The sequence below is a fragment of the Devosia indica genome (assembly GCF_003056405.1).
GTDB classification, from domain to species: Bacteria; Pseudomonadota; Alphaproteobacteria; order Rhizobiales; family Devosiaceae; genus Devosia; species Devosia indica.
Genome location: NZ_PYVZ01000012.1, coordinates 84,376 through 107,912, shown reverse-complemented (window position 1 = coordinate 107,912; position 23,537 = coordinate 84,376). Strand labels below are relative to the sequence as shown.

The following is a 23,537-nucleotide window of genomic DNA, read 5'->3' as shown; positions in this document are numbered from 1 at the left end:
TCAGTTCTTCTCCTCAGAGACTTCTTCAGTGTCGGCGTACTCGACCGTCTCGGTCTCGTCGTCGTCGATAGGGTGCAGCTCCTGGTCGGCGCGGGCCATATCCATGAGCTTGTCTGTCATCACCAGCTTGGCTTCGGCAATGGTCGAGAATGCCAGCTTGTGGTTGGGGTCGGTGCCCCCTGGCGCATCGGGCAGAATGATGGTGACGCCATCATCATCGACCGGGCCGATTTCCCCGCGGAAGCGCTTGCGGCCATTGATCATGTCCATGAGTTCGACCTTGGCTTCGTGGCCGATGAAGCGCTCATAATCGCGCTTACGCACCAGCGGCCGGTCGATCCCGGGCGAGGACACTTCGAGGTGATATTCGCGGTCGATCGGGTCTTCCACGTCCAGCACCGGCGAGAGGTCCCTGGAGAGCGCCTCGCAGTCATTGATGTTGAAGCGCCCGTTCTCGTCCTCGGCCATGATCTGCAGCGTGCAGCCGTTTTCCGGGGTGATCTTCACCCGGACCAGTGCAAAGCCCAGATCATTGGCGACCGGCTCGACAATGCGGGAGACACGGGCTTCCAGGCCCGTTTCCTTGATGTAGCGCTTTTCGGTCAGATCGAAAGCCAATTGGGTATCAGTCCAGTCTGGGTGGCCGTGCATGCAAGGGCACACCGCCCGCAGATAAACAAAAAGAGCGGGGGCCGGTCAGGGCACCCACCCTCGAACAGAGAGCAATGATGTTGGCTCTCCTATAGACCTCAAGAAGCCGAAAGGCAAGGCGCCGGGCGCATTACTTCTCCCAGGTGACATTGCCGACATCGGCGCCGGCTTCGTCGAGCAGGCCGCGCAGATCCTTGACCATGGGATCCGGCCCGCAGAGGTAGAAATTCTGGTTGAGGTGCGGGACATGGCTTTTGAGGAAGCCGGCATCGATCCGCTCCTGCATAAGGGACGATTTGGGATCGTCGGTCAGCGTCCAGAGCACTTCAAGCCCCTCCATGGCCTCGAACTCTTCGCGCAGGATGATGTCCTGTTCGGTGCGGTAAGACGCGATCAGGCGGTTGCCGGCGAGCTTTCCTGTGGCATTCAGGTGCCGCAGGATGGCGATGAAGGGGGTGACGCCAGCACCGCCAGCAATGAATGTGCCTGGCCCCTTATATTGAATGGTGCCCCAGACATCGCGCAGGATCAGATGGTCGCCCGCTCCCAATGACCAGAGTTCATTGGTCACTCCGGTATGGTCGAAATAGCTCTTGATGGTCAATTCAAGCGTGTCCGCGTCGGGCAGGCTGGTGAAGGTGAACGGACGCTTCCTGTCACGCCAATCATCGCGGTCAATGCTGACCTCGGTCGCCTGGCCAGGCGTGAAACCATAGCCTTTGGGCCGTTCGAGACGATAGTGCCGGACATTGTGGGTAACGGGGATGGCATCGAGGATGCGGACGCTGGTTTCCATTTCCGGGGTCTCCTTTACCTTCACAATTGCCGGGCGCGTCAGAGGTTGCATCAGCGGGTATCAGGGCGGGAACCCGGTTTCCCCCTGGATACCGGGTTTCCCTCAAAGCCCTTGATTTCCCTTGCTAAACCGTCGGATGGCGGGCGGCAAATTCAAGTGCAAAAAACCTGCAATCGGCTGCTTGTGGGGGCCGGGCCGGGTGCGCATTTCCTGTTCGTTCACAACAGAAAGGAACATCCTGTCATGATCAAGAACAGTGTAATTGCCCTGGTTACCGCCGCCGCCCTTGCCGGCATCGCCGCCCCCGCCATGGCCGGCACCTCGTTGACCGATACCTCGGACAACGACTTCGATGCAGCCTATGTGCTGACCCAGGTGCAGGACAAGGGCATCAATGCCAGCACCGTCGAGGAATGGGGCGACTATATCGTCGCCTCGGTAACCGATGCAAACGGCAAGCAGACCCTGGTCTATCTGACCCCGGTCACCCTCGATGTGGTCAATCTCTAATTGATCGCAAAGCCCGGCGCCGCCAATCTCTGGCGGCGCCCGTAGGCCTTGGCCCTCAAAGAGGTGCGCGGTCATCGGCGGCGTCAAACAGGCGCCGCGCCCGTTCCACCGCATCACGATTGCGCTGGGCAAACCGCTTGAAATCATCGGCCAGGTGCAGCAATTCGCGCCCGAGATCGGTGAGATCATATTCCACCCGCGGCGGAATGGTCGCATAGGCCTTGCGGGTGATGAAGCCGTCCCGCTCGAGTTCGCGCAGGGTGACGCTGAGCGATTTTTGCGGCACGCCGCCCATATTGCGGCGCAACTCATTGAACCGCTTCGTTCCCTCACGCAGTTGCACGATCACCACAAGGGTCCACTTGCCCGGCCGCACGACCAATAGGTCCGCATCGGCAGTAGCGGGATCTTGGGGATCGGACATGGTTCAACTCCGTGACGCTTGCGCACCCGATATGGGTTGTGACGCGCCAAGGTCCAGAGCCGGCAGGCCATAAAGCCGATCAGGGTTGCCGACCGGTTACACCGCCTGGCGCGGAAAACTGAAATAGAACGAGAGCATGCGCCCCTCGCGCCTGGCTTTTCTCTCGTAGCGCGTCGGCTGCCAGCCGGGATAGGGCGTGTGCCAGCTTCCCGGGGCCTGGGGGGCAAAGATGAACGAAGGCTGGCGCAGGATATGGGCCAGGGTCCAATCGGCATAGTCCTCGATATCGGTGGCGAAATTGAACACACCGCCAGGGCGGATCACCCGCGCCAGTTGATCGAGCGTGGTGGGCGAAACAAAGCGGCGCTTGTGGTGCCGGGTCTTGGGCCAGGGATCGGGATAGAGCAGATAGACCTCGTCGACCGAGGCCTCGGGCAGGGTCATCAGCAGCTTGAGCGCGTCGTCGGTATAGAGGCGCACATTTTCGAGGTCATTGGCTTCGATGGCCTGCACCATCTTGCCGATGCCGCCGGTGAAGACCTCGCAGCCGATAAAGCCGGTGCCGGGCTGCTCGGCGGCCTTGCGGGCCAGATGCTCGCCGCCGCCATAGCCGATCTCGATGACGATCCGATCCGCTTCCGGGAACAGGGCCCGCGGATCGAGCTGTTCGGCCAGCGCGATTTCAAAGCGGGGCAATATCTCGGCGACCTGCGCCTTCTGGCCGCCGTGCAGTTTCTTGCCTGAGCGGCGGCCAAAAAAGGCGCGCGGTTCGCCGGAGCGGGTCTTGGGCAGTTCGTGTTCGGTCAACGTAATGTAACAATCTGTTGGCCCGCCTCGATCGCCTTGACGATTGCGGGGAGTCGATCTTCGATGGTTGCCGCGATTGCGGCTCGCCTCATATTGCCCAGCCGCACCCAAACCAGCGGTACCTTGAGAGCACCTGTTCGGACCAGTTGCGCAAAATCCGCGTCGCGGCTGACCACAACGGCACCTGTTTCATTCGCAATTCGGGAAATTGTTGTGTCCGCAGCGTAGCGTGGCATCAGCGATTCCATATGCACACATTCATACCCGGCCGAAATGAACACGCCGACCAGTTTCCCCGGAAGATTGGCGTCGAGGAGAAACTTCATTATTCGGCGGCGACGCCCTTGTGGTCGAGGTGGTCGGCCGCATAGCGAAGCACGGCAGCGAAATCTTCCCGTTCGAGATAGGGGAAATCTTCGAGCAATTCATCAATCGTGTCGCCGGCCGCAAGGGCGCCAAGGATGTCCTGAACCGTTATGCGCGTCCCCAACAAGCGAGGCCGCCCACCGACAATACCCGGGGTCGAGACAATCTTTGGCTCGCGTGGTTCTTCCGACATGTCAGGCTCCAATCCTTGCCGGATTGTACCGCGACCATCTGTGGAGGTAAATCGGCCCGGCGCAGAGCCGGGCCATTTGCTCCTTACGCCACTGCGGCCTTGAGCGCCTTGACCAGGTCGGTCTTCTCCCAGGAGAAGCTGCCGTCTCGGCCGGCCTTGCGGCCGAAATGGCCATAGGCGGCGGTCTTGGCATAGATGGGCTTGTTGAGATCGAGATGGGTGCGGATGCCGCGCGGGGTCAGGTCCATCACCTCGGCCAGCGCCTTTTCCAGCACCGCCTCGTCCACCTTGCCGGTGCCATGCAGGTCGACATAGATCGAGAGCGGCTTGGCCACACCGATGGCATAGGAGAGCTGGATGGTGGCACGATCGGCCAGGCCCGCAGCCACCACGTTCTTGGCGAGATAGCGCGCCGCATAGGCCGCGGACCGATCCACCTTGGTGGGATCCTTGCCCGAGAAGGCACCGCCACCATGGGGGGCAGCGCCGCCATAGGTATCGACAATGATCTTGCGGCCGGTCAGGCCCGCATCGCCATCGGGACCGCCAACAACGAACTTGCCGGTCGGATTGACGTGCCAGACCGTCTCGTCGCTGATCCAGCCTTCGGGCAGGGCGGCGCGGACAATCGGCTCGACGATGTTGCGCACATCCTCGGAGGTCAGGGTCTCGTCCAGGTGCTGGGTCGAAAGCACGATCTGGGTGACGCCGACCGGCTTGCCGTCGCGATACTGCACCGTCACCTGGCTCTTGGCGTCGGGACCAAGCTTGCCGGCAGGACCGTGATTGGCCTTGCGGGCCTCGGTGAGCGAGGACAGGATCTTGTGCGCATAATAGATCGGGGCGGGCAGCAGCTCGGGGGTTTCACGCGCCGCATAGCCGAACATGATGCCCTGGTCGCCGGCGCCAACATCCTTGTTGCCGGCCTCGTCCACGCCGACGGCGATGTCGGCGGACTGGCCATGGAGCAGCACATCGATGCGGCAGGTCTTCCAGTGGAAGCCGGACTGCTCATAGCCAATGGCGCGGATGGCCTTGCGGGCGGCCGACTTGAAGCGGGACGGATTGACCACCGGGGCGCCGGATGCATCGGTAACGATCTGGCCGTCCTTGCCCTTTTTCAGCAGGGTTTGCGGGACGCGCACTTCACCGGCGATAACCACGCGGTTGGTGGTGGCCAGGGTTTCGCAGGCAATGCGGACCTGGGAAGGGTCCATGCCGGCCTTTTTGGCCTCCCTGAACACCAGATCGACGATTTCGTCGGAAATACGGTCGCATACCTTGTCAGGATGCCCCTCGGAAACGGATTCCGAGGTGAAAAGATAGTTGGAACGGGCCACGTTAAACCTCTTTGCAAGTGGCGAGGGCGCACGCGGGAGTGCGCGTGTCCGGCCGTTATGCCGGACACTTTCAGCCTCGTTCTTCGCAGGTCCGGGCCGGGAAAGCAAGAGCCATATAAAGAAAGCTTTATATGGAAGGACTGCTCCGGGCAGCAATTCTTGCCTTGCGACGGGCAAGCCTTCCCAGCGTGATGCCTTTTCTTGGCCACCGCTCTGTGCCAAGGAAGGATTGGTTACAGACAAGCGGATGACAATATGGCCATCAGAGTGCATCGCGGCGATTTGCCCAATCTTTCCAATTATGGCCGCGAAGTTGCGATCGATACCGAGACCATGGGGCTCAACCCGCATCGCGACCGGCTCTGTGTGGTGCAGCTCTCCCCGGGCGATGGCAGCGCCGATGTGGTGCAGATTCCGCAGGATGCGAGCGAAGCGCCGAACCTGGTCAAGCTGTTGTCCGACCCCGGCGTGACCAAGATCTTCCACTATGCGCGGTTCGACGTGGCGGTGCTGCAGAACCGTTTCGGGGTGGTGACCGGGCCGGTCTATTGCACCAAGATCGCCTCCAAGCTGGTGCGCACCTATACCGACCGGCACGGGCTGAAGGATCTGGTGCGTGAATTGTTGAGCGTGGACCTTTCCAAGCAGCAGCAAAGCTCGGACTGGGGCGGGGAGAAGCTGAGCGACGCCCAGCTCGATTATGCAGCCTCGGACGTGCTCTATCTGCACGACCTGAAACGGCATCTGGATCGCATGCTGGCGCGCGAGGGCCGCAGCGAGATCGCCAAATCCTGCTTCGAGTTCCTGCCCACGCGCTGTGCCCTAGATCTGCTGGGGTGGGAAGAAACCGACATTTTTGCCCATAGCTGAGGCCGGGTCGGGAGCCATGCCTGCCGCAACTGCGCCACGCCGGATGTATGATCGCCTGGGGCGGCGCAACCGCATCGTGGCGATCCTGCGCCTGGGCGTGCCGCTGTTGGGCGGCATCGTGCTGGCCGGGCTGCTGGTGCAGATCTATGTTTCGAGTTTTACCGGGCGGTTCAACATCGAGCAGATCAGCGTGACCCCCGATGCCGTGGTCATCGATGCGCCCGAATATGTGGGCACGCTGACCGACGGATCGTCCTATCGGGTCCGGGCGGAAACGGCGCGAGCGCGGGTGGAACAGAGCAATCTGGTGGATCTGAGCAATGCCAGGCTGGTGCTGAACCGGATCGATGGGGTGCAATTGACCATGGAAGCGGCAGTGGCGCAGCTCGATACCGCCGCCCAGTTGACCCTGGTGCCGGGGCAGGCCGATGTTGCCGACAGCACGGGAACCACCGGCACGCTCAACGATTCGGTGTTTGACTGGCAGAACCAGATGCTGACCAGCCGGGGCGCCGTGGCCATCGACTATGCGGATGGCTCGACCATAAGGGCCGATGGCCTGGTCTATGATGCGAGCACCATTATCTGGACGTTCACCGGGTCGACCGTCACCCTGCCCTCGACGCCCGGCGAGGCCGATTCCGGAGCCAGTGGAGAATGAAGGCCATGAAGCAGGCCCGCCTGATTGCCCTGACCACATTACTGCTGGCGTCGCCGGCGCTGGCGCTGGCGCAGAACCGTGTCGAAATCACCGCCGACCAGACGGTGATGAATGACAGCGCGCGCGAGGTGACCTTTACCGGCGATGTGATCGTGATCCATCCCAATGTGACGGTCTGGGCGCCCAAGGTGGTGGCCAGTTATGGCGAGGGCGGCACCACCGATATCAAGACCTTCGTAGCCACGGGCGGCAATGTACGGCTCAAGACAGACGAACAAGACGCCACGGGCGAACATGCCGTCTATACGCCGGGCGACCAATTGCTGCGCCTGACCGGCAATGTGGTGGTCAACAATGCCAGCGGCACGGTCAATGCCACCGAACTGGTGGTGAACCTGGCCACCAATGTATCGACCTTTACCAGCGGCGGCGGCGGGCGCGTGACCGGGGTGTTCACCTCGCAATGAGTGCGCCGTCCCGCCCCCGCATCGACCAGACCGGCTGGCTGGTGGCCCATGGCCTGGCCAAGAGCTTTGGCAAGCGCGAAGTGGTGCGCGACGTTTCGCTGGCGGTGCGCCGGGGCGAGGCGGTCGGACTGCTGGGCCCCAATGGGGCGGGCAAGACCACGGTTTTCACCATGATCATGGGGCTGGTCAAACCCAATGCGGGCAAGATCCTGCTCGACGGGCTGGACATTACCCGGCTGCCCCTGTTCCAGCGCGGCCAGCTCGGCATCGGCTATCTGCCCCAGGAACCCTCGATCTTTCGCGGACTGACGGTGACCGGCAATATCATGGCGGTGCTGGAAAACACGGTGCGCGACAAGGCCGAGCGCAAGCGCCGGCTGGAGGCGCTGCTGGACGAGTTCTCCATCACCCATATCGCCAAGTCCAATGCGCTGGCGCTGTCGGGCGGCGAACGGCGGCGCGTGGAGATTGCCCGGGCCCTGGCCGCAGACCCCGGCTTCATGCTGCTCGACGAGCCCTTTGCCGGGGTCGACCCCATTGCGGTGGCCGAAGTCAAAGGGCTGGTGCGGCAATTGACGCAGCGCGGCATTGGCGTGTTGATTACCGACCATGCGGTGCGCGAAACGCTGGGGCTGGTCGACCGGGCCTATCTTATTCACGGTGGCAAGGTGATGATCCAGGGCAAGCCGGAAACCATTTCGGCCGACCCCGAAGCGCGGCGGGTCTATCTGGGCGAGAGTTTCTCGATCTAGCGGCTCACGAAAGCGTCACAGAGCCGGCATCTGGCACGAAACTTGCCGAGATGACAGATTTGAGTCATGGTCCGGGCGGGAAGCAGCCGCAAGCGGCTGGAGAATTTTTGCACGCAAGGGCCCGTAACGCATGGCGCTTTCGCCACGGCTGGAGTTTCGTCAGTCTCAAAGCCTGACCCTGACGCCACAATTGATGCAGTCGATCAGGCTGCTGCAATTGAGCCATCTCGAACTCAATGACTTCATCGATGCCGAACTTTTGCGCAATCCGATCCTGGAGCGCGAAGAGGGCGGGGACGATGCCGAGCCGGCCGAGGCACCCGAAAAGCGCACCGAGATGAGTGCCTATGAGGACACGGTGGCCCAGGGCGACCGCATCAAGGACGCCGACCAGATTGCCGAGGGCTATGACACCTCGGTGGACAATGTGTTTCCCGATGCCGGACAGGACCTGGGCCGGATTGCCGGGCCAGACCGCAATGGCAGCTTCGAAGGCGGCGAGGCGCCTGACCTAGACCAATATGTGGCCAGTCGGCCGCGCCTGTCCGACCATCTCGAGGCCCAGGCGAATATGGTGCTGCGCACCCCGGCCGACCGGCTGATCGCCCAGCATCTGATCGACGGGATCAACGAGGCCGGCTATCTGGTGGTGGAGCTCGATGCCATTGCCGACTTGCTGGGGGCCGAGCTGGCGGATGTGGAAGCGGTGCTTGAGGCGCTGCAGGGCTGCGACCCGGTGGGGGTGTTTGCCCGCGATGTCGCCGAATGCCTCTCGATCCAGTTGCGCGAACGCGACCGGCTCGACCCGATTATGCAAAAGCTGATCGACAACCTGCCGCTGCTGGCCGAACACAACATGGCCGGCCTGCTCAAAGCAGTGGGGTGCGACCGTGAAGACCTGGCCGACATGCTGGCCGAGATCAGGCTGCTTGATCCCAGACCCGGGCTGGCCTTTGACAGCGGGCCGGTCGAAACGGTGGTGCCCGATGTGTTCGTGCGTCCCGGACCCGATGGGGGCTGGCAGATCGAGCTCAACAGCGAGGTGTTGCCGCGCGTGCTGGTCAACCGGGTCTATTATGCCACGGTCTCGAAAAAGACCCGCGATGCGGCCGAAAAGACCTTCCTGGCCGATTGCCTGAGCACAGCCAACTGGCTGACCAAGAGCCTGGACCAGCGGGCGCAGACCATTACCAAGGTGGCAGCGGAAATCGTGCGCCAGCAGGACGGGTTCCTGACCCATGGGGTGGCGCATCTCAAACCCATGACACTCAAGATGGTGGCCGAAACCATCGACATGCATGAATCCACGGTCAGCCGGGTAACCTCCAACAAATATATGGCCACGCCACGGGGCCTCTATGAAATGAAATATTTCTTCACCACGGCGATTGCCTCGGCCGACGGTGGGGGCGACCATTCCGCCGAGGCCGTGCGTCACCGGATCAAACAGCTCATTGATGCCGAGCCAGCCAGCGCCATTCTCTCTGACGATACAATTGCCGAGATGCTGCGCAAGGAACAGGGGATCGACGTGGCGCGCCGCACGGTCGCCAAATATCGCGAGGGGATGAACATTCCCTCCTCGGTGATCCGGCGCCGGCAGAAAAAGGAACTGGCGCGCATCGCCTGACCGGCGCCTCAAATCATTCGAGCGGAACGGTAAGTGGCAGGTTCATGGCTGTCACGCCTTTTGTTGCCATTTGTGCCGGTTGTTGCGCATGGACAGCATGATTGGCCGGGTCTAGCATCCTTGCTGTCGGCACCCCATGTCTGGGAAGTCGGCAGACGCAGGTCCCGTCAAGCCGGGAGCGGCTTTTCGGAACTCTCGTGTCGAGCCAAACGACCGAAAGGAACAAGAGCCATGACCCTACGCGTTTCGGGAAAGAACATGGATGTTGGCGATGCCCTCCGGGGCAAGGCGGAGGAGCATTTCGCCTCTGTCGTCGGAAAGTATTTCGACGGCGGCTATGACGGCCATCTCACCCTCACACCGGACGGTATCGGTTTTCGCGCCGATTGCGTTGTGCACCTGGATTCGGGCGCAACGCTGCAGGCCAGTGCCCAGGCAGGCGACGCCACCAGCGCCTTTGAAGTCATGGCGCTCAATATCGAAAAGCGCCTCAGGCGCTATAACCGCAAGCTCAAGCAGCATCGCCGCGGCAATGGCGCCAATGGCATTGACGGGCTCACCGCGCAATACACCGTGTTCGGCTCGACCGACGAATATGACGAGCTCGACGAGGATTTCGCCCCCGCCGTCATCGCGGAAGCCACCAAGAATTTGCGCGAAATGAGCGTGGAGGAAGCGGTGATGGAGCTCGATTTCTCTGGACAACAGGTCGTGATGTTCCGCCATGCTGGACATGGCGGGCTGAATGTGGTTTACCGCCGCGCAGATGGCAATATTGGCTGGGTCGATCCGGCCCTGAGCGCAAATTGACTGGCGCTCCCAAAGCCCGAACGCTTGGTAGATCCTAAGGCAGATTTATGGAATTGGCCGATATTCTGGCAAAGCACGCCGTGCTGACTTGCACCGGCGTGTCTGACAAGCGCCAGATCTTTGATATTCTTGCACAAAAGGCCGCAGAACTGACTGCTTTCCCTGCCAGCCAGATCCTTTCGACCCTGGTGGGCCGGGAGGAGCTTGGCTCGACGGGCCTGGGCAATGGCATTGCCATTCCCCATGGCAAGATCCAGGGCCTGAAAGGCGTGACCGCGGTTTTTGCGCGGCTCGACCAACCGATCGATTTCGATTCGGTGGATGACGAGCCGGTGGATCTGGTGGTGATGCTGCTGGCCCCGGTCGGCGCCGGTGCGGATCATCTGAAGGCCCTGTCGCGCTTTGCCCGCCTGCTGCGGACCGAAAGCGTCACCGATCAATTGCGCCGCGAAACCGATCCGGCGCAGTTGCATGCGATCCTGACGGCGCCGCTGGAAGACACCTACGCGGCCTGAGCCGGGCGCAGAAAAGACAATAAAACCCCCAACAGCCTGGCTGTGGGGGTTTTGCTTTGTCCGGACGGGTGTTGGTCCGCCGGCTAGTGCAGGGTGGCGACGCCGATATTCTGGTCGCCGAGCCATTCGGCGACGGCTTCTGTGGTGTCAGCCACCATCAGCGGTGTGCCATCGGCTGACATCACCAATTGATATTGGGTCGCACCATCGAACTCGGCGTCCTCGATCAGGCCCGCAAGCAAGAGGCCGGAAACCGGTTTGACATAAGCGACGGCATCCCCGCCCAGCGCAGCGAATTGCGCGCGCGTCAGGTCCTTGAGCGGGTTGGCGGCATCCATGGCCGCTTCGGAATTGCGCTTGTCCATCATTGTGTCGGCCCTTTCTTCTGTTTCCTCAAACTGAGCGAATGTCGATCTGTCGGGCGATCTTGGGCGCCGGTGGGCGCTCAAGCATAATAACGAGCATACCATGCCCCAGAGTTGCATCCTTCACATTCATGCCATCGGCAAGAAGAAAGGTGCGCTGGAACTGGCGGGTCGCGATCCCGCGATGCAGGAAATCACGGCCGGGTTCGTCCTTCTGGCGGCCGCGCACCTGCAACTGGTTGTCCTCCACGCTCACCTCGAGGTCGGATTGAGCAAATCCGGCCACGGCGATGGAGATGTGGAACCTTTCGGCGCCATCCTCGCCCGTGGTGCGTTCGATATTATAGGGAGGATAGCCCTCCGCTGACCGGGCCAGCCGGTCGATACGCTCCTCGAAACTGTCGAAGCCGAGGAGAAAGGGGGCGGAAAACACCGAGATACGCGACATCAAAAGCGTCCTTGAGCATCAAGCAACGTCTGGTGCGCGACCCGTAAACTCTGGCATCGCGAACCTGCCAGAGATATGGGTCAGACGAGCAAAAGGTTCAAGTCATGTCCCAGACCGTCGCCATCATCACGCCGGCCTACAAGGCGCAGTCCACCCTGACCACCACGGTCAGGAGTGTCATCGAGCAAACCCATGCCGACTGGCAACACTGGATCGTGGCCGATGACGGTTTCGATTATGGCGCGTTTCTCGATGAACAGGGGCTGAATGATCCCCGCCAGGTGTTTCTGACGAGCGGCGGGGTGAGCCGAGGCGCATCGGTGACCCGCAATGTAGCGCTTGAGAAGATCGACACCCCGTTTGCCGCTATTCTGGACGCCGATGACCGGCTGAAGCCGGGCAAGCTCGAACAGGCGATGGAAATGCTCGACCGGCATGGCATCGTCACCACGGCGCTTGACGTGATGAGCGAGGATTTCCGGCATTTGCGCCATGTCGGCGCGGGGCCCGACCGGGTGCTGAGCCCCGGCGAGCACAAATGGGTGAGCCTTTCGATGGACGCCATGGTGGTGTGGGACCGGCGGCGCGGCGACGGGCGGTTCGACCCGGAGATGAGCAATATGACCGATCTCGAATTCTTGCTGCAGCTCTATTCGACCACTCCGCAGAGTTATCATCTGGGCACGCCGCTGCATGACTATATCAAGCGCGATGGCTCGATGAGCAATGCCAGGGACGTTACCGCGGGGATGATCGCGTCCAAGCGCGAAATCATCACCCGGCTGGAGGCGGGGCGCTATGGCTTGAGCGAAGCGGATGTTGCCGGACTGGTCGGGTTTCTCAATATCTCGATCCTGGCCGAGGCCACCTATGGTGCGGCCATGGCGGCGCGGCCGGGGCTGCTGTTTGAGGATCACATCGAGCCAATGCTGAGCGCAGCACGGGGCTGACAACCAGGCCGAACAAAGAGCAACCGTGTCGAAGCCGGTAATGCTCCTTCGTCGATGAACGGACAGCAAGGGAGATACGGATGGATACGCAGACCGATATTCTCAGGACCGATGGCATCATCTGGCATACGGCAATCAGCCTTGATGGCTTTGCCGCCGATGCGAATGACAGCCTGATGTTCATGATGGGTGAAGGCGAAGAGGCCGGCCCGCCGCCGGACAATCCACTGGTCGACATGGTCATGGCCAATGTTGGTTGTACGCTGGGCGGGCGGCGTGGCTATGATCTCTGCCAGGGCTGGGACGAGATTCCCAAGGCTTATGGGCTTGACGACATTCCCGAATATGTGGTGACGCGACGACCCTTTCCGGACGATCCGCGCTTCTTCTGGGCCGATGGCCATGACCTGCCGGGCGCCGTGGCCAAGGCGAAGGCAAAGGCCAATGGCAGAATGGTGGTCATACTCGGGCCGACCTTGGGATCAGCCATGCTGCGGGCGGGCCTGGTCGACCAGATCTTCCTGCAGGTTGCTCCGGTGATGGTCGGCGCGGGCGTAAAGATCTTTGCCGACACTGGCGAGCGGCCGGTCGATCTGACGCTCATTCATTCCGGTCGAGTGGGTCAGGGTATCAACCTGGTTTATGAGCCGAAGCGGAAATAGCGCAGAGGCCTTGCCACTCCCGCCTTTTCCCCTTATGAAGCGCCATCTCCGGACCGCCCGGCCAAAAGGCATGCCGTGGCGGTCTTTGAATGCGATGGGCCTCAAATCCATCCAAAATACTCTAAAGGACCAAGCAAAATGCCCAAAATGAAGACCAAGTCCGGCGCCAAGAAGCGGTTCAGCTTCACCGCCACGGGCAAGGTGAAGTCCGGCGTTGCCGGCAAGCGCCACCGCCTGATCAGCCACAACGCAAAGTACATCCGCACCAACCGCGGCACCAAGATCCTGTCCAAGGGCGACGAGGGTCTGGTGAAGTGGTACATGCCGTACAACCGCTAAGCTGGAAGGACACTAGAAAATGGCACGCGTAAAAAGGGGCGTAACCGCCCACGCTCGTCACAAGAAGGTCTTGAAGGCCGCCGAGGGCTATTATGGCCGTCGTAAATCCACGATCCGTATTGCCAAGCAGGCCGTCGAAAAGGCCGGCCAGTACGCCTATCGCGATCGTCGCGTCAAAAAGCGCAACTTCCGGGCTCTCTGGATCCAGCGCATCAACGCCGCTGTGCGCGATCACGGCCTGACCTATGGCCGATTTATCGACGGCCTCAGCAAGGCCGAGATTGCTGTTGACCGCAAGGTGCTGTCCGATCTCGCGATCACCCAGCCCGAAGCGTTCGCAGCCCTGGTCGTCAAGGCCAAGGAAGCGCTGGCATATCTGGAAAGCGTGGACTCCGTGACCCACGCCCGCGTCACCGCTTAAATTCTCCCAGCTCTGCTGAGGCTGAAAATTGCGCCTTGCGCCGCCCGGAAGGGCTGGCGCAGGGCGTTTTGTTTTGGTCTAACCACCACTGATTTTTCATAGACCTCATGGTGGGCCCGTCGAGCCACGAGGTCGCGGGCACCCCGGTTACCGACCTCCCCCTTCGACAGGCTCAGGATGAGGTCTTGCGAGAGTTCAGCATGTCCCTGCAAACACAAATCGAAACCCTGCGCAGCGAATTGTCCAGCGCCATAGCCGGCGCGGACAGTGAGGCAGCGCTCGAGACTGTGCGCGTTTCGGCGCTGGGCAAGAAAGGCAGTGTGTCGGCCCTGCTTGCGACACTGGGATCAATGGCACCCGACGAGCGCAAGACCGCCGGGCCGGCGATCAATGGGCTCAAGGGCGAGATTGCCGGGCTGATTGAAACGCGCAGCGCCGAGCTCAAGGCCGCCGCCCTGGAAGCGCGCCTGGCGGCCGAGACGGTCGATGTCACCCTGCCGCTCAAGCCCGCACCCACCGCGCGCGGCCGGATACATCCGATTTCCCAGACCATTGACGAGATCACCGCGATCTTTTCGGACATGGGTTTTTCCATTGCCGAAGGGCCCGATATCGAGACCGACTATTTCAATTTCACGGCGCTGAACTTCCCCGAAGGCCACCCGGCGCGCGAAATGCACGACACTTTCTTCATGAAGCCGGGGCCCGACGGGGTGAAGAAGGTGCTGCGCACCCACACCTCGCCGGTGCAGATGCGCGTGATGCAGAAAACCAATGAAAAGCCGGCGGCGAGCTATATCACCCCCGCCATGGACCCGCCGATCCGCGTGGTTATGCCCGGCCGCACCTATCGCAACGATAGTGACCAGACGCACACGCCGATGTTCCACCAGGTGGAGGGCCTTGTCATCGACAAGTCGAGCCATATCGGCCAGTTGCGCTGGGTGCTGAAAGAATTCCTGAAGGCCTTTTTCGAAGTGCCCAGTGTCACGCTGCGCTTCCGCCCGAGCTTTTTCCCGTTCACCGAACCCTCGATGGAGGTCGACGTGCAGTGCGACCGCTCGGGGTCCGAGGTGAAGATCGGCGAGGGCAATGACTGGCTCGAAATCCTCGGCTGCGGCATGGTGCACCCGAACGTCATCCGCAATGCCGGGCTCGATCCCGATGTCTATCAGGGCTTCGCCTGGGGCATCGGTATCGACCGCATCGCCATGCTGAAATATGGCATGCCGGACCTGCGGGCGTTCTTCGACGCCGACCAGCGCTGGCTCGAGCATTACGGGTTCCGGCCGCTGGACCTGCCGACGCTGTTCGGGGGGCTTTCGAGCTAAGCACCGATGGCCAACGCCCTCACCACACGAGAGCCGATCCGGTTCAGCTTTGGCGACACGCCGGAGTTGGCTGACGATTTGCTCGCTTTGGTGCTGGCGGGAAAAAAGACCGCGACCTGCGGGGCGTTGCGCGACTATGGCCAGGGCGGCGAGCCCATGCCGGAGGTCGGCCGCCGCGACGTGGTGCTTAATGGCAAAGGCGAAGAGGCCTGCGTCATCGAGACCATCTCCGTCGAGACCAAGCGCTTCGACGATATTGACCCCAGCTTCACCGATCTTGAAGGCGAAGGCCCTTATGCCGAATGGCGGGCGGGGCACGAGGCCTTCTTTGCCCGCAATGGCGGGTTTTCGCCTGACATGCAGGTTGTCTGTGAGACCTTCCGGCTCGTGACCGTGCTGCCGGCGGGGCGCGCAGTCTATCATCGCGTGGCGACGCCGATCTTCATTGTGACCGATATCGAGAGCGACGGGCCGACGCCGCTGCACAATTCCATGCTGAGCTTTGCCTCGGTGGCGGTGACAGCAGATGGCGCGCGCCATGGTGAATTCGAAGCCGTGCTGACCCCGCGCCCGGACCGGAAGCAGAACGAAACCACCATGGCGTGGTGGGCGACCCAGCCCGAAGCCTGGGCGGCGGCGACGTACAATGCCGAGGACCCGGCAATTGTCATGCCGCGCTATGCCGACTGGGTGGAGAGCCTGCCCGGCCCGAAAGTGTTCGTGGCCGCGCCGATGATCTTTGATGGCCTCTGGATGGACCATTATCTGGATGAATATGCCGGCACGCGGGCGCTTTCGGGCCCGTTCAAGGGGCGGCAGATTTTCCGCGGCGGCGGCATCTGCCTTTACACCATGGCCGGCACGCTGCGCGGCGCGCCCTATCTCGACTGGGGCATGAGCAAGCTGCCGGCCGAGTTCTACGGCCATATTCCGCACACCCACAGGGCAATCGATGATGCCCGCGGCTTTGCCAATGTGCTGGTCGAACTCTTGCAACTTTCTTCGGCGCTGCCCCCGATCACCGGCAGCGTCAGCGACTTCCGCTAAGGACCTGAAAAGATGAAATTCACCCTCGACTGGCTCAAGGAACATCTGGACACCGAGGCCTCCGCCGACGAGATCGGCAAGGCGCTGACCATGATCGGTCTCGAGGTGGAGGCGATTGAAAGCCAGGGCAAGGCGCTGGAAGCCTTCGTGACCGCCCATATCGTTTCGGCCGAGCAACACCCAAACGCCGACAAGCTGCGTGTATGTAAAGTTGACGCGGGCACCGGCGAGCTGATCGACGTGGTCTGTGGCGCACCCAATGCCCGCACGGGCCTCAAATCCGTCTTCGCTTTCCCCGGCACCTATATCCCAGGCAAGGACATGACCATCGGCAAGGGCAATATTCGCGGGCAGGTGTCCAACGGCATGCTGTGCTCCAATGCCGAACTGGAACTGAGCGAGGACCATGACGGCATTATCGAACTGCCTGAGGATGCGCCGGTGGGCGTGAAATATGTCGATTATGCCGGCATGGATGGCGTGGTCTTCGACATTTCCATCACCCCCAATCGGGGCGATGCGACCGGCGTTTATGGCGTGGCGCGGGATCTCGCCGCCTTTGGCCTGGGCACGTTGAAAGCCAATGATTTCACACCCATCCCTTCCACAGGCCCGAGCCCGATTGCGCCGCTGCCGCACCAGTTCGATGCGGATGAGCCCAAGGCGATCCGAAAGTTTGCCGGGCGGTACCTGAAGAACATCAAGAACGGCCCTTCGCCCGACTGGCTGCAGCAGCGGTTGCGAGCCGTTGGGTTGCGGCCCATCAACGCGGTGGTCGACATCACCAATCTGGTCTCGCTCGGCTGGGGCCGGCCGCTGCACGCCTATGACGCCGACAAGGTTGAAGGCACGATGGTGCTGCGCAATGCGCGTGGCGAGGCGTTCGACGCGCTCGACAACAAGGTCTATACGCTCGACGAGAGCATGACCGTCATCGCCGACGACAAGGGCCCGCTCTGCCTGGGCGGGATCATGGGCGGGATCCGCTCGGGCGTCACCGAGGAGACCACGAATGTGTTCATGGAATGCGCGAGCTGGGACCCTGATCTGATCGCCCAGTCCGGCCGCAAGACCGGCATAGTCTCAGACGCGCGCTATCGGCTTGAGCGCAGTGTCGATCCGGCGCTGACCGAACCGGGCATGGAGCTGGCGACGCGGCTGGTGCTGGAGCTGTGTGGCGGCGAGCCGATGGAGCCGGCGATATCGGGCGAGGATGTGTTTCCTGATACGCGCGTCGACTTCCCGCTGGCCGAGGTCAACCGCCTGACCGGTCTTGATGTTTCGGCAGACGAGATCGAGGCGATCCTGGGCAGGCTCGGCTTTGCCATGGAGGGCACTGGCCCGGTGCGCAACGTCAAGGTGCCGAGCTGGCGCCCGGACGTGACGCAGAAGGCGGACCTGGTCGAGGAAGTGATGCGCATGGTGGGCGTGGACAATGTGCCGGTCGAACCGCTGCCGCGGCTGACCCATGTCGCGCCACGCATGCTGACCACCATCCAGAACCGCCGTCGTATCGCCCGCAGAGCGCTGGCGGCACGCGGGCTGGACGAGGCGGTGACCTGGAGCTTCATCAGTCACGACGAGGCGGCCCGCTTCGGCGGGGGCACCGAAGACCGGCAATTGGCCAATGCCATTGCCTCGGACATGACCGATATGCGCCCCTCGCTGTTGCCGGGCTTGATCGCCGGGGCGCGCCGCAATGCCAATCGCGGCTTTGCCGATGTGGCGCTGTTCGAGGTCGGGCAGATTTTCCTGTCGGACCAGCCCGAAGGCCAGCACACCTATGCGTCCGGTATTCGCACCGGCACGGCAACGCTGGACGGCGCCGGCCGCCACTGGTCGGGCAAAGCCGAAGCGGTTGGCGTGTGGGATGCCAAGGCGGACCTGGCCGCCGTGCTTGATGCGCTGGGGGTCGATATCGAGAAGGTGCAGGTGCTGCCCGAAGCGGCGGACTGGAGCCATCCGGGGCGCGGCGGGCGCATTGCCCTTGGTCCCAAGGTGACCTTGGGCTGGTTTGGTGAACTGCATCCGGCGCTGAGTGCCGAGCTCGACATAGAGGGCCCCGTGGCGGCGTTCGAGATCGATCTCGATGCCATTCCAGAACCGCGCAAGAAGGCCACCAGGACCAAGCCGGCGCTTGCGCTCAGCCCGTTCCAGCCGGTCTCCAGGGACTTTGCATTCGTGATGGATCGTGGCGTGACTGCTGCCGCCATCCTCAAGGCCGCCCGGGGCGCCGACAAGGCGCTGATCAAGGACGTGGGCATTTTCGACGTCTTCGAGGGCAGCCATGTGGGTGAGGGCAAGAAATCGGTGGCTATCGAGGTGACGCTGCAACCGCGCGAGCGGACGCTGACCGATGAGGAAATCGACAAGGTTTCCTCGGCCGTGGTGGCGGCGGTGACCAAGACGACGGGCGGCGAATTGAGGAAGTAGCTCTTCTCGCCCCTCCCCCTTGCGGGGCGGGAGGCGGCGCCAGGCCGAAGGCCATAGCAACGCTGGGGAGGAGGTTGTCTGGCGCCATGCGCTTGAAGCACCCCCTCCCAGCCTCCCCCGTCAAGGGGGAGGTGCCGGGCCGGTGGCATGACCGGCATTGTGTCCAAATTCGGAGACTCTCTTGTCCCGCACCGACGCCATTCTCGCCCGCTTGAGCAAGCTGCATCCCAGGCTGATCGATCTCAGCCTGGATCGCATGATCCCGCTATTGGAAAAGCTGGGCAATCCGCAGGACCACCTGCCGCCCACGATTCATGTTGCGGGCACCAATGCCAAGGGGTCGACCATTGCCTATCTGCGCGCCTTTCTCGAGGCGGCCGGCAAGACGGTGCATGTCTATAATTCTCCGCATCTGGTGCGGTTCAACGAGCGTATCCGCCTTGCCGGCACGCTGGTGGGCACGCGAAAACTCAATGCGGCGCTCGAAGAGGTCGAGCAGGTCAACAATGGGGATCCGATCACCTTTTTCGAGGTGACGACGGTGACCGCCTTCAAGCTGTTTGCCGACACGCCGGCCGATTTCCTGCTGCTCGAAACGGGCATGGGCGGGACTTATGACACGACCAATGTGGTGCGCCATCCGCTCGGCACGATCATCACGCCGATCGATTATGACCATCAGGGGTTCCTGGGCAATTCGCTGGCTGAAATTGCCTCGAACAAGGCCGGTATCCTCAAGCGCGGATCAAAGGCGGTGATGGGGATCCAGCACGAAGAGGCCCGTGCGGTGCTTGAGCGGGCCGCGCGACGGCTGGGCGTGACGCCGGTCTGGCAGAATGAGGATTTCCACGGCACCGAACAGGATGGGCGGCTGGTCTATTCCGACGAGGACGGGTTGCTCGACCTGCCGCCTCCGGCCCTGCCCGGCCCGCACCAGTTCGACAATGCCGGGCTGGCCATTGCCGCGGCCCGCCAGTTTGGCCTGCCGATTGACGCGGCCGGTTTTGCCGAGGGGCTGCGGCGGGTCACCTGGCCGGCGCGCATGCAACCGATTCGCGCAGGCAAGCTGCGCGACCTGCTGCCGGAAGGCCATGAATTGTGGCTCGATGGCGGGCACAATCCACATGGCGCAGCGGCTCTGGCCCGCACCATTGCCGGCATGCCGGAAAAGCCGCTGGTGCTGATCATGGGGATGATGAACAATCGCGCGCCGGAAGATTTTCTCGAGGTGTTTCGCGACCTGCATCCGGCCCAGGTGCTGACCCTGACCATTCCGGGCGAGGAGAACGCCCACAAGTCCGAAGAGATTGCCGCCCGGGCGCGGGCGCAGCGCTTCCCCGCCAAGGCCATGCGCTCGATCACCAGCGCACTCAAGGCGGCCGCAGGCTTCGAAGGCGCAAGAGTGCTGATTTGTGGCTCGCTTTATCTGGCGGGCGATGTGCTGGCCAAGAACGGCACCATCCCAGACTGAGCGGACATCCCCGCGCTATGGCGTGAGCTGGAAGCGCTCAAAACGGCCCAGCTCTGTGTCGATGGCCGCCTTGGCCTCGGCACCGACATCCTCCAGCCAGGTCCATTGCTGCACCAAGAGGGACTGGTTTGCCCTATCAGTCTTGAGATCGATGGCGGCCACAACGCGGTCATCAACCAGTACCGGCAAGGCAAAATAGCCATATTGCCGCTTGGCCGCCGGCACATAGGCCTCGAAGATATGGTCATAGCCGAACATCAGCTTGAGTCGCTTGCGCTGGATAATCAGCGGATCGAAGGGCGAAAGAACATGCACCCGATTGGCCGGTGGCGGGGCCACCTGTTCCAGCGCCTGGCTGGTGGTCCAGTGCGGGTTCTTTTCGGCGCCTTCGATGCTGACCGGCACAAGCAGGCGCCTGCGCACGCGGCTCTCGATCAGCTCGCGCACCGCCTTTTTGGCCGGGGCGTTGAGGTGGCAGATCGAATCCAGGCTCACAATGCCCTGGCTGCGCAGGGCCCGATCGAGCAGATAGGCGGTGACCTGCCGCTCGGTGGCGGGGCGCGGGGCCTTTTCCCAGCCGAAATGGCGCCCGATCAGATCATAGGTCTTGAGCATGCCCTGGCGTTCGGCAATGGCGACGAGGCCCTGGTAGAACATCAATTGCAGCACGCGCTTGGAGGGCTTGCGGCTGGCCCAGGGATGGGTCTTGTCGACCAGTTCGTCATCATCGATGTCGCGGATCGACAGCGGCCCCTCATTTTTCAGGCGCCGGGTCATGGCGCTGACTTCGGCCCTGGTCACCGAGCCGAACCAGGCGCTGGGGTTATCGCGATAGGCCTTCATGGCGGGTATGAAAAAGGGCAGGTCGGCGGTGGGGACGTAGCTCAGGGCGTGCGTCCAATACTCAAAGACCGACTTTTCTGCCGATTGCTGGCTGGCGAGGTCGCTGCGCTGATAGGCCGGAATGCGGGCATAAAGAATATGATGGTGGCAGCGTTCGATGACATTGATGGTGTCGATCTGCACATAGCCCAGATGTTCGATCGCGGCACGCGTCGCCGCCGGCCCGGCACCGAAGGGTTCGGTTTCATCGAGCCTTTGCGCCCTCATCCAGATGGCGCGGGCCTGGGCGGGGGTGAGGGTAACAGGCTTTTTGGGCACAAGTGATTCCTGATTGGGACGGAAACGATGTCAGATCAGGTCAGCGTGTCAAATGAAGGCAGGAGGGAGGTGTTTGGACGCCCTTGAGCTCTCAGAGTCGCTTCCTGGAGAAGGCCGCCCTGAGGCAGATTTGAGGTATTTTTCGAATGCGAGGGCCCGCTCCCTGTCATTGAAGCCAAGATAAGTCTGAATCTGCCATGGTCCATACTTTGCGGTATGACTAACAAGCCCAGAATTGTGCCGAGCCAGACGCGCGCCAAGGTCATGCGTTGTGCCGACATAATGTCGGCCCGGTTCACTTTGACTGCGCAGGATGTAGACATATTGCATGGTCATCCCCCAAATCAGGAATGACCAAACTCTAGCTCTCTTGGGCGGGCAAGACAGCAGGAAGTTCAGATCGTTTGGAATACGGGTCAGGGACGGGTCCGTCTTCGTCGCCTGCGGCAACTACGACGCGACAGCCTTCGCAGTGTTCAGCAAAAAAAACTTCGTGCAGGCCTCACGGGCCTGCCAAGCCGAAGCTGCATAGCAGCGAAGGCTGGTGGAGCCTAGCGGGATCGAACCGCTGACCTCTTGCATGCCATGCAAGCGCTCTCCCAGCTGAGCTAAGGCCCCATCCGAACAAGCGGCGCGTGGCGCGCCCTTGCGGTAGAATTGGGTTCGTCGGGGCGTTGCCCGTCCGAAGCGAGGCGGAACCTATTGGAACAATCCGCCACATGCAAGTGCCTAAATGACACTTTTTTATCCCGCCGGGGAAAACCCGACCCCGGCGGAAAAAGATAAATTAAATCAACGGTCTTCGTCGTCGCCAACGTCGAAACCGAGGCTGTCGTCTTCGTCCTCGTCTTCTTCGAGGAAGGTGTCTTCATCGTCATCGCCCAGGTCTTCGTCGACCTCGACATCTTCGACATCAGGGATATCGTCGCCGCTTTCCTCGGCGTCGGCCTCTTCAAGGCTGACGATCTCGGGCGCTGCAGTATCCTCGACTTCTTCTTCTTCGATCTGCTCTTCGTCATCCACCTTGCGGGCGGTGACCGGGCTGGGCTTGCCGGGCAGGGTTTCGAAGAAGGACCGCGGATAGCTCTTGCCGGTATAAGGCGAGACGATCGGGTCCTGGTTCAGGTCGTAGAACTTCTTGCCGGTATCGGGGTCGGTCCGCTTGGTACCGCGTTCAGTGGCCATCTCTCATGCCTCGTCGAATAAGGAGAATTGCGGGCGCTTCAGTAGCCGCGAACGCCCATTTCGGTTCGTCCGGTTATGGGCAAAGCCCTGCCCTGTCAAACGCAAAATGCGCGATTGCCGGACTCCCCCGCGCTTCGAGCAGGCTCCGAACAGTGTCCGGACCGCCTCTTGCCCTTCGCCACCGGCACCGTTATCGGCTTGAATCAGCCGATCACTTCTGGGGGACAGGACATGATTATTGCCGTGGATGGACCTGCCGCCTCGGGCAAGGGGACGCTGGCCGCGGGCCTCGCGCGCCACTACGGACTGCCTCATCTGGACACCGGCCTGCTCTATCGCGCGGTGGGCCTGGCGGTGGCCGACAAGGTGGATGGCCCGGCCTTTGAAAGCGCGGCCATTGCGGCGGCACAGGCGCTCGATGCCGGACATCTGGATGATCTGGCGGCGCTGACGGCGGCCGAAGCCGGGGTGCTGGCCTCCAAGGTCGCGGTGATCGCCGGGGTGCGCGCGGCGCTGTTCGACTTCCAGCGCAATTTTGCCACCGGGCCCGATGGCGCCGTGCTGGACGGGCGTGATATCGGAACACGAATCTGCCCCGATGCCGATGTGAAACTGTTCATCCAGGCCGACAGCAAGGCGCGCATGGAGCGCCGCGCCCGGCAATTGGAAGCGCGGGGCGTGGCGGTTGATCGCTATGCCCTGTTCCACCAGATCGAGGAGCGCGACGCGCGCGACATGCTCAATCCGCATGGAGGCTTTTACCAGGCGGACGACGCGCACTTGCTCGATACGACACAACTCGATATAGAAGCCGCACTCCGCGCTGCCATCGCGATTGTCGAGAAGGCCATGGCGCTCAAGGCAGGGGGGCAAAAGCCCTCCTAATTTCCTCCTTGGGCCCGTTCCTTTCGAGCGATCACCCAGGCGCTGGC

At 62.1% G+C, this 23,537-nt stretch carries 29 protein-coding genes and 1 tRNA gene; 17 read left to right on the top strand and 13 right to left on the bottom strand.

Annotation, left to right across the window (positions count from 1 at the left end; translation table 11 throughout):
- Together rimP and DDE76_RS12915 are read right to left on the bottom strand one after the other, a co-directional pair.
- Positions 1–651, bottom strand: coding sequence for a ribosome maturation factor RimP (gene rimP / locus DDE76_RS12920; protein ID WP_104892560.1), 651 nt, complete (start codon positions 649–651; stop codon positions 1–3).
- Positions 652–781: 130 nt separating this feature from the next.
- Positions 782–1,447, bottom strand: coding sequence for a ferredoxin reductase domain-containing protein (locus DDE76_RS12915; RefSeq protein WP_104892561.1), 666 nt, complete (start codon positions 1,445–1,447; stop codon positions 782–784).
- Between the two features lie 243 nt (positions 1,448–1,690).
- Here DDE76_RS12915 and DDE76_RS12910 point away from each other — a divergent pair, with 243 nt between their 5' ends.
- The gene (locus tag DDE76_RS12910; RefSeq protein ID WP_157955791.1) at positions 1,691–1,957 is read left to right on the top strand and encodes a PepSY domain-containing protein; all 267 of its coding nucleotides are present in this window, start codon (positions 1,691–1,693) and stop codon (positions 1,955–1,957) included.
- 55 nt (positions 1,958–2,012) lie between these two features.
- Here DDE76_RS12910 and DDE76_RS12905 read toward each other — a convergent pair whose 3' ends face one another.
- From DDE76_RS12905 to metK, 5 genes are all read right to left on the bottom strand, one after another.
- Entirely contained in the window at positions 2,013–2,381 is a 369-nt protein-coding gene (locus tag DDE76_RS12905) for a winged helix-turn-helix transcriptional regulator (RefSeq protein WP_104892563.1), read from the bottom strand.
- 96 nt (positions 2,382–2,477) lie between these two features.
- A complete protein-coding gene (gene trmB, locus DDE76_RS12900; protein ID WP_425430627.1) occupies positions 2,478–3,188 on the bottom strand; it encodes a tRNA (guanosine(46)-N7)-methyltransferase TrmB in 711 nt (236 codons plus the stop codon).
- Positions 3,185–3,514 carry a DUF5615 family PIN-like protein gene (locus DDE76_RS19565; protein WP_157955790.1) on the bottom strand — a complete coding sequence of 110 codons (330 nt, stop codon included), beginning with the start codon at positions 3,512–3,514 and terminating at the stop codon, positions 3,185–3,187. Before DDE76_RS19565 ends, trmB begins: the two co-directional genes overlap by 4 nt.
- Positions 3,514–3,747, bottom strand: a complete 234-nt coding sequence (locus DDE76_RS12895; protein WP_104892564.1) for a DUF433 domain-containing protein — start codon at positions 3,745–3,747, stop codon at positions 3,514–3,516. Before DDE76_RS12895 ends, DDE76_RS19565 begins: the two co-directional genes overlap by 1 nt.
- Before the next feature lie 83 nt (positions 3,748–3,830).
- Positions 3,831–5,087 carry a methionine adenosyltransferase gene (gene metK / locus DDE76_RS12890; protein WP_104892565.1) on the bottom strand — a complete coding sequence of 419 codons (1,257 nt, stop codon included), beginning with the start codon at positions 5,085–5,087 and terminating at the stop codon, positions 3,831–3,833.
- A gap of 255 nt (positions 5,088–5,342) precedes the next feature.
- Here metK and DDE76_RS12885 point away from each other — a divergent pair, with 255 nt between their 5' ends.
- The 7 genes from DDE76_RS12885 to DDE76_RS12855 all read left to right on the top strand — a co-directional run bounded on the left by DDE76_RS12885 (position 5,343) and on the right by DDE76_RS12855 (position 10,792).
- Entirely contained in the window at positions 5,343–5,957 is a 615-nt protein-coding gene (locus DDE76_RS12885; RefSeq protein WP_104892566.1) for a ribonuclease D, read from the top strand.
- A gap of 16 nt (positions 5,958–5,973) precedes the next feature.
- Positions 5,974–6,618 (top strand): hypothetical protein, encoded by a 645-nt coding sequence (locus DDE76_RS12880; protein ID WP_157955789.1) that lies wholly within the window; start codon positions 5,974–5,976, stop codon positions 6,616–6,618.
- 5 nt (positions 6,619–6,623) lie between these two features.
- Entirely contained in the window at positions 6,624–7,085 is a 462-nt protein-coding gene (locus tag DDE76_RS12875; RefSeq protein ID WP_157955788.1) for an LptA/OstA family protein, read from the top strand.
- A complete protein-coding gene (lptB, locus tag DDE76_RS12870; RefSeq protein ID WP_245891909.1) occupies positions 7,028–7,837 on the top strand; it encodes an LPS export ABC transporter ATP-binding protein in 810 nt (269 codons plus the stop codon). Before DDE76_RS12875 ends, lptB begins: the two co-directional genes overlap by 58 nt.
- Positions 7,838–7,967: 130 nt before the next feature.
- A complete protein-coding gene (gene rpoN, locus DDE76_RS12865) occupies positions 7,968–9,467 on the top strand; it encodes an RNA polymerase factor sigma-54 (RefSeq protein WP_104892570.1) in 1,500 nt (499 codons plus the stop codon).
- A gap of 231 nt (positions 9,468–9,698) precedes the next feature.
- Positions 9,699–10,277, top strand: coding sequence for a ribosome hibernation-promoting factor, HPF/YfiA family (gene hpf / locus DDE76_RS12860; RefSeq protein WP_104892571.1), 579 nt, complete (start codon positions 9,699–9,701; stop codon positions 10,275–10,277).
- Positions 10,278–10,324: 47 nt separating this feature from the next.
- Complete coding sequence (locus DDE76_RS12855) at positions 10,325–10,792, top strand: PTS sugar transporter subunit IIA (RefSeq protein ID WP_104892572.1); 468 nt, start codon at positions 10,325–10,327, stop codon at positions 10,790–10,792.
- An 83-nt stretch (positions 10,793–10,875) separates the two neighbouring features.
- Here the strand turns inward: DDE76_RS12855 and DDE76_RS12850 are convergent, their stop codons facing one another.
- Positions 10,876–11,157: a DUF1150 family protein gene (locus DDE76_RS12850; protein ID WP_157955787.1), complete on the bottom strand. Its 282-nt coding sequence runs from the start codon at positions 11,155–11,157 to the stop codon at positions 10,876–10,878.
- Between the two features lie 28 nt (positions 11,158–11,185).
- Positions 11,186–11,605 carry an Hsp20 family protein gene (locus DDE76_RS12845; protein WP_104892574.1) on the bottom strand — a complete coding sequence of 140 codons (420 nt, stop codon included), beginning with the start codon at positions 11,603–11,605 and terminating at the stop codon, positions 11,186–11,188.
- Between the two features lie 104 nt (positions 11,606–11,709).
- On the opposite strand from DDE76_RS12845, the gene DDE76_RS12840 reads away from it, so the two are divergent.
- From DDE76_RS12840 to DDE76_RS12805, 8 genes are all read left to right on the top strand, one after another.
- The gene (locus DDE76_RS12840; protein ID WP_104892575.1) at positions 11,710–12,555 is read left to right on the top strand and encodes a glycosyltransferase family 2 protein; all 846 of its coding nucleotides are present in this window, start codon (positions 11,710–11,712) and stop codon (positions 12,553–12,555) included.
- Between the two features lie 80 nt (positions 12,556–12,635).
- On the top strand, positions 12,636–13,217 hold the full coding sequence (locus DDE76_RS12835) for a dihydrofolate reductase family protein (protein ID WP_104892576.1): 582 nt from the start codon (positions 12,636–12,638) through the stop codon (positions 13,215–13,217).
- Positions 13,218–13,355: 138 nt separating this feature from the next.
- The gene (rpmI, locus tag DDE76_RS12830) at positions 13,356–13,556 is read left to right on the top strand and encodes a 50S ribosomal protein L35 (RefSeq protein WP_104892577.1); all 201 of its coding nucleotides are present in this window, start codon (positions 13,356–13,358) and stop codon (positions 13,554–13,556) included.
- Between the two features lie 19 nt (positions 13,557–13,575).
- Entirely contained in the window at positions 13,576–13,977 is a 402-nt protein-coding gene (rplT, locus tag DDE76_RS12825; RefSeq protein WP_104892578.1) for a 50S ribosomal protein L20, read from the top strand.
- Between the two features lie 200 nt (positions 13,978–14,177).
- Positions 14,178–15,308, top strand: coding sequence for a phenylalanine--tRNA ligase subunit alpha (gene pheS, locus DDE76_RS12820; RefSeq protein ID WP_104894817.1), 1,131 nt, complete (start codon positions 14,178–14,180; stop codon positions 15,306–15,308).
- Positions 15,309–15,314: 6 nt separating this feature from the next.
- Positions 15,315–16,355 (top strand): ASCH domain-containing protein, encoded by a 1,041-nt coding sequence (locus DDE76_RS20085; RefSeq protein WP_104892579.1) that lies wholly within the window; start codon positions 15,315–15,317, stop codon positions 16,353–16,355.
- Positions 16,356–16,367: 12 nt separating this feature from the next.
- The gene (gene pheT / locus DDE76_RS12810; protein ID WP_104892580.1) at positions 16,368–18,788 is read left to right on the top strand and encodes a phenylalanine--tRNA ligase subunit beta; all 2,421 of its coding nucleotides are present in this window, start codon (positions 16,368–16,370) and stop codon (positions 18,786–18,788) included.
- A 181-nt stretch (positions 18,789–18,969) separates the two neighbouring features.
- Positions 18,970–20,259, top strand: coding sequence for a bifunctional folylpolyglutamate synthase/dihydrofolate synthase (locus tag DDE76_RS12805; protein WP_198650907.1), 1,290 nt, complete (start codon positions 18,970–18,972; stop codon positions 20,257–20,259).
- A 15-nt stretch (positions 20,260–20,274) separates the two neighbouring features.
- Here the strand turns inward: DDE76_RS12805 and DDE76_RS12800 are convergent, their stop codons facing one another.
- The 4 genes from DDE76_RS12800 to DDE76_RS12780 form a co-directional block, all read right to left on the bottom strand.
- Positions 20,275–21,369: a winged helix-turn-helix domain-containing protein gene (locus DDE76_RS12800; RefSeq protein WP_104894819.1), complete on the bottom strand. Its 1,095-nt coding sequence runs from the start codon at positions 21,367–21,369 to the stop codon at positions 20,275–20,277.
- Positions 21,370–21,468: 99 nt separating this feature from the next.
- A complete protein-coding gene (locus DDE76_RS12795) occupies positions 21,469–21,750 on the bottom strand; it encodes a GIY-YIG nuclease family protein (protein ID WP_425430626.1) in 282 nt (93 codons plus the stop codon).
- Between the two features lie 212 nt (positions 21,751–21,962).
- A tRNA-Ala gene (locus DDE76_RS12785) sits at positions 21,963–22,038 on the bottom strand.
- A 174-nt stretch (positions 22,039–22,212) separates the two neighbouring features.
- Positions 22,213–22,605 carry a TIGR02300 family protein gene (locus DDE76_RS12780; protein WP_104892582.1) on the bottom strand — a complete coding sequence of 131 codons (393 nt, stop codon included), beginning with the start codon at positions 22,603–22,605 and terminating at the stop codon, positions 22,213–22,215.
- A 231-nt stretch (positions 22,606–22,836) separates the two neighbouring features.
- Here DDE76_RS12780 and DDE76_RS12775 point away from each other — a divergent pair, with 231 nt between their 5' ends.
- Positions 22,837–23,490 (top strand): (d)CMP kinase, encoded by a 654-nt coding sequence (locus DDE76_RS12775; protein ID WP_104894820.1) that lies wholly within the window; start codon positions 22,837–22,839, stop codon positions 23,488–23,490.
- Positions 23,491–23,537: the final 47 nt, after the last annotated feature.